Source organism: Rhizobacter sp. P3_B12 (genome assembly GCF_056402895.1).
The window spans coordinates 1-4728 of the sequence record NZ_JBFUGN010000470.1 but is presented as its reverse complement, the minus strand read 5'-3'; the positions used below and the strand labels follow the sequence as shown (position 1 = coordinate 4728).

Below are 4728 nucleotides of genomic sequence, written 5' to 3'. Positions count from 1 at the left end.
GCAACCATACCGAGGTCTGCTCGCGCTGCTACGACGAAATCAAGGGCAGGCACATGTTTGCATGGCCGGGGCGCGAGCATAGCCATTGACGCAAATCGGCCGGGAGCAGCCGGTCACGAGTGTCCGGTTTCGAGTAGGCTGTGGGCATGCGAATCGATCTACCAAACGACTACATCGCCTACTTCAAAGAAGCAGGCGTAGTTGAAGGATTCACCGCAGGAATGCCCGGATACGTTGCGCTCTGGACCCCAGACGAAATCGAGGCGGGTAACAGAGACCTGCAGGTCGTGACTTACGCCCCCGGCTTCCTTGGCTTCGGAACCGACGGCGGCGGAGAGTTGCTAGCGTTTGACGAATCCGGTGCAGTCTTCATGTTGCCAATGATCGGCATGGAACCACAGTTCGCGAACAAGATCGCCGATTCTTGGCGTGAAGTTGCCCGGCGAATCACCCCGCACGCCTGAGCATGCGGTCGAGTTTGTGTCTCAGTTCGGCCAGGAGCGGGCGCTCATCGCCGTCCGCTTTCGGGCAACAACATGAGAGGCTACGATGTCTGCGTCCGCGTCGCTGAACGATAAACGTACGAGCTCAGTCGTCCTCAGAGGGGTGCAGGCTTCGACACCTGCCGCTGACAACCAAACGTGGTCCCATCGTCGCTCTCGATCAAGAGCCGCCCTCCAGCGGTGACCGCTTACGAGCGACGCGACCTTCGCGCTAGCATCGAGCATATGAACATCGCGCGCGTCGGACGAAAAGTCATCGTTGTGAGCGAAGAAGTAGGTGTATCGGCCTATGACTTCGACTTCGATTTGCACTTCGCGTGTGATCACCCATACCGAATCGATGGCGAAGAGCTATGTGTCCTGAGAGTTGGGCCAATCAGCGACTACGCCGCAGAATTTGCTGACAAGCTAGCGATGGGCCTCCGTCTGGTGAACTCGCCCTGCGAGCACGTTCTGGCGAGCGAACTGGAGTCTTGGTATCCCGTTTTGGAGGGGCTTACTCCGCGCACGAAGGTCTTTGATGCGCTTCCCACTGCATCTGCGATCGAGGCTGACTTTCAGTGGCCCATCTTCATGAAGGGTTCAAGGCAAACCAGCAAGCACAACCCCGACCTATCGATCATTCAAAGCCGGGCTCACTACGAAGTGGCGTCTCAACAGTACCGCGCAGATGCAATCTTGCACTGGCAGAAGCCGGTCATCCGCGAGTTCGTTCCACTGTTCCCGGTGACTGGCCAGGTGCCGGGGAAAGTTCAGCCGTCGATCGAGTACCGGTCATTTTGGTGGCACGGTGAGTGCGTTGGTTGGGGGCGCTACTGGTACCAGATCGCTGCATATGAATGTGCCGATGTGGYGGCTGGCCTGGAGGTCGCGAAGTTGGCCGCGAAACGCCTGGACGTACCGTTCCTGGTGGTTGATTTCGCCAAGACAGCGGAAGGCCAGTGGATCGTGATCGAATGCAACGATGCGCAAGAGTCGGGATACGTGGGCATCCCGCCCCGGCCCCTCTGGCAGAAGATACTCGAACTCATCGAGGATTGAACCGTGTCGGCGAGCTCGTCTGAAGTCGCCCACGGCGTTACGGTCGCTCCGACCGCCACCACGCTGCATGCGGCCAGGAGCGCCAACAACTGGAGGCCGGTTGCCAATAGCCGGCAAGAGAATGCGTGCTCAAACAGAACTGACTCAAGCGATTGATGAAGGATCGACTGGCCGAGTCCGCGACTTGCTGGCGGCAGGTTGCGATCCGAATGGATTCGATGCTTTCGGTGAATCTCCGCTCGCCGTCGCCGCGATGCGCCACGACTTGGAAGTTCTAGAACTGCTCGTGCAGTATGGGGCGGACATCAGACTCGCCAACGTCGAAGGCTGGACGGCTCTACATTTCGCCGTCGATCATGCGGTCGATTCAGCTATTCAGGGTGGTGATCGGCCAGGCGAAGAACGCATCGCGGCAATCGAGTGGCTGATGCGAAACGGAGCCATTGCTTCCGCGATGTCAGCGGACGACTCCAGTCCCATCGACATCGCAAGGGCCTACCGGTCCAATCGCGTTTTGAACGCGCTTGACGGATCAGCCATCAACGGCGATTGAGAGACCGCTCTGGGTCGGTGTATTGCCGCTCGTCGATGCCCGCAATGGGTCAACAGCTGCGCCTCGCTGCTCGCGACAGCAGCCATTCGACTGGGTCAGCACCGCGATCGTGCCCCCTCCGCTCGGACGTGAACGAGCAGATCCAACGCGTTGCGACGGAGGTCTCCTTTCGGTCCGAGCGTTCGTTCGGCATCTCAGTCTGACCGACCGCACACACCCTGGAGCAGGCAATCTCCCTTACTGGCGATGCTTGCGCCCCCGCCGCGCATCGCTGCACGTCGGCTTCTAAGTCACTCGCCTCACGGCCGTCCTCGCTGCCCGACGATCCGATACACAGTGGACCGCGCCAGCCCGAACAGCTGCATCAGGTCTTTGATGTTCCGGCCGTTGAACATCTCTCGCACGCGCTCATCTCGCGCCGACTTGTCCGGCGCCGGCACATAGACGTCGTCGCCACCAAACCGTGCGCGCATGCCTTGCACGATCTCGTGCGCAATCGCACTGGCCCACGGCTCTTGGAACGCCAAGTCATCGCGCAGGATCTCGGTCATGTCGAACACCCACTGTGTGGCGGCATCGGCCTTGATCTCATCGGCATCGGGGCGGGGTTGCTGCTGGTATTGGAAGAGGGGTTGGCTCACAGGCGGCTGCTCCAAGAATCGCTGACGATGAAAGAGTTCTGAACGATGGGACGGACGCCGGGTGGTCGAGCTGTGGGTGGCGGAGGTGGGGCCGCGGCCACCGCGCTGGGTTGTGCAGACGTCTGCACTGGCGCCGGATCGCTCCCCGCACTAGGCGCGGCCCCGCCGCCGGCGAACAGGTCCGGCTCCAGTCCGGCTTCAAGCCGCGCCCACAGCTTGTCGCTGAGCGTATGCAGGCCCAGCATCTGCGCGCAGAACAGCGCATAGACCGTGCAATCGAGCTTCTCGTTGCGCTTGCCGGCCGGCTTCAGCCACCGGTGCTCCTCGCCGCGGCCGGTCTTCACGAGCATCCGGCTCTCGGCCGTGAGCTGGTCGTAGAACTCGGCGGTCAGCTCTCGCGCGAAGTGCACGTAACCCGGTCCCGGCTGGCTGACCTGCAGTCGGCCGTACAGCAAGTCCTTCGCCGTGTCGGTCCCGACGTGCCACAGCCGCACGCCCTTCCGGATCGTCTTGCCGCGCTCGTTCACGTCGACCAGGACGCTGGCGCTCTTGATCGGCCGGCCCAGCCGAGTCTCGCCCTTCACCGCGTACAGGTTCTGGTTCGGCCGGTTGCGCACGAATACATAGCACTGGTGGGTGAAGTGGCCGCCCGTGTCGATCGCGACCGCGTCGGCCGACATCTCGACGCCGCACACGTGCCGGTAGGTCGCCTTGATCGCCGGATCCAGCTTCAGATCCCACTCGCGCTGGTCGGCCGGGTTGCCGTAGATGACCAGGTCATCCACCACCCACATCTCTTCGCCACGACCGAAGCCCCACACCACCAGCTCCCAGCGGTCGCCCTGCACGTCCACGCCGATTGCGAGCTTCACGGCGCCGCGAGGCACGGTACGCAGCGGATGGCCGTGCTTGCCGCGCAGCGCGAGCTGGCTGGCGTCGGTCTTCTCCAGCTCCTGCTCGTAGGTCTCGCCGCGCGTGGTGTTGATGAAGGTCTTCAGGTCGCTGTCGTCGCCGGCCTGCGCCTTCTTCGCTGCCGTCAGCCAGTCGCGCGCGATGCTCACCCAGGTCGCCTGCGGGCTGTAGGCGGTCCAGCAGAAGAACGCCACGTGCTTCGGCGGACTGACCTCCTCGTCCGCCGCATTGCGGAAGCGCAGCTGGATCGGGTCGCGCTCGTCGATCCACAGCCCGCCATGACCACCGTCGATCGCCTTCCAACGGCCGCGCCACGCCGCCAAGTACTCGGCCTGGGTGATGCAGACGCCGCAGTGCGGGCAGACGTGGCCGACCGTCTCCGGGTCGCCGTCCGTCCACTTCATCCCGTGCCGGGCACCCTTGCCGCCCCAGTCGAGCGTGTGCTCGTCATCGCAGTGCGGGCAGCGGATGAAGTACTGGAAGCGAACGTCGGCCTGGTGCTCGCGGTCCTCAATCAGGCTGAAGCCCTTCAGCTTCGGCGTGCTGCCCGCCACCGACTTCGGGAAGGTCGCGCCCTCGATGCGCTTGTCGCCCAGACGGAATGCGCTGCCCTCCTTCTCGATGTCGCGATCGAAGCCGTCGGTCTCGTCGTAGTAGACGCAGTCCACGGTGATGCGGCGGTAGTTCTTCGCGGCCTTGCCGCCGCGCAGGTGGAGCTGGCAGCCGAGGAACCGCTTCTTCTTGATCGTGTTGTCCTTGGACTTGCGATTGAACTTCGGGAACACGCGGCGCATCACCCGCACGTCGCGCAGCATCGGCTCCAGTTCGGTGGTGACGAAGTCGTCGCGGTCCTCATCGGTGGGCTGGTACACCGCCTGGTTGCGGCGCTTGTGCTCGGCGAAGTAGCCGATGGCCGCGAGGAAGATCTTGGTGTATCCGGTGCGCGCCGACTTCCGCCAGGTCACGTGCGTGATCTCGTCGTGGCCTATGCAGTCGGCAATCGCGACCTGGTACGGGTAGGCTTCCCAGCGGCCCTGCTCGTAGCTGCTCTCCTCCGACAGGTAGAAGTGCTCGGCCA

The 4728-nt window shown here is 63.1% G+C and carries 5 protein-coding genes; 3 read left to right on the top strand and 2 right to left on the bottom strand.

All coding sequences use genetic code 11. The features are described 5' to 3' along the window. The first annotated feature begins 146 nt into the window (after window positions 1-146). The 3 genes from AC1D01_RS21430 (at window position 147) to AC1D01_RS21420 (ending at window position 2097) form a co-directional block, all read left to right on the top strand. Entirely contained in the window at window positions 147-464 is a 318-nt protein-coding gene (locus AC1D01_RS21430) for an SMI1/KNR4 family protein (RefSeq protein WP_477869861.1), read from the top strand. Window positions 465-728: 264 nt separating this feature from the next. Next, complete coding sequence (locus AC1D01_RS21425; RefSeq protein WP_477869859.1) at window positions 729-1544, top strand: ATP-grasp domain-containing protein; 816 nt, start codon at window positions 729-731, stop codon at window positions 1542-1544. Window positions 1545-1665: 121 nt separating this feature from the next. After that, a complete protein-coding gene (locus AC1D01_RS21420; protein WP_477869857.1) occupies window positions 1666-2097 on the top strand; it encodes an ankyrin repeat domain-containing protein in 432 nt (143 codons plus the stop codon). 299 nt (window positions 2098-2396) lie between these two features. Here AC1D01_RS21420 and AC1D01_RS21415 read toward each other — a convergent pair whose 3' ends face one another. Together AC1D01_RS21415 and AC1D01_RS21410 are read right to left on the bottom strand one after the other, a co-directional pair. Beyond that, on the bottom strand, window positions 2397-2738 hold the full coding sequence (locus AC1D01_RS21415) for a Mor transcription activator family protein (protein ID WP_477869855.1): 342 nt from the start codon (window positions 2736-2738) through the stop codon (window positions 2397-2399). Continuing rightward, on the bottom strand, window positions 2735-4728 hold a 1994-nt coding region (locus AC1D01_RS21410), incomplete at its 5' end, for a phage terminase large subunit family protein (RefSeq protein WP_477869853.1). The genes AC1D01_RS21415 and AC1D01_RS21410, both read right to left, overlap by 4 nt.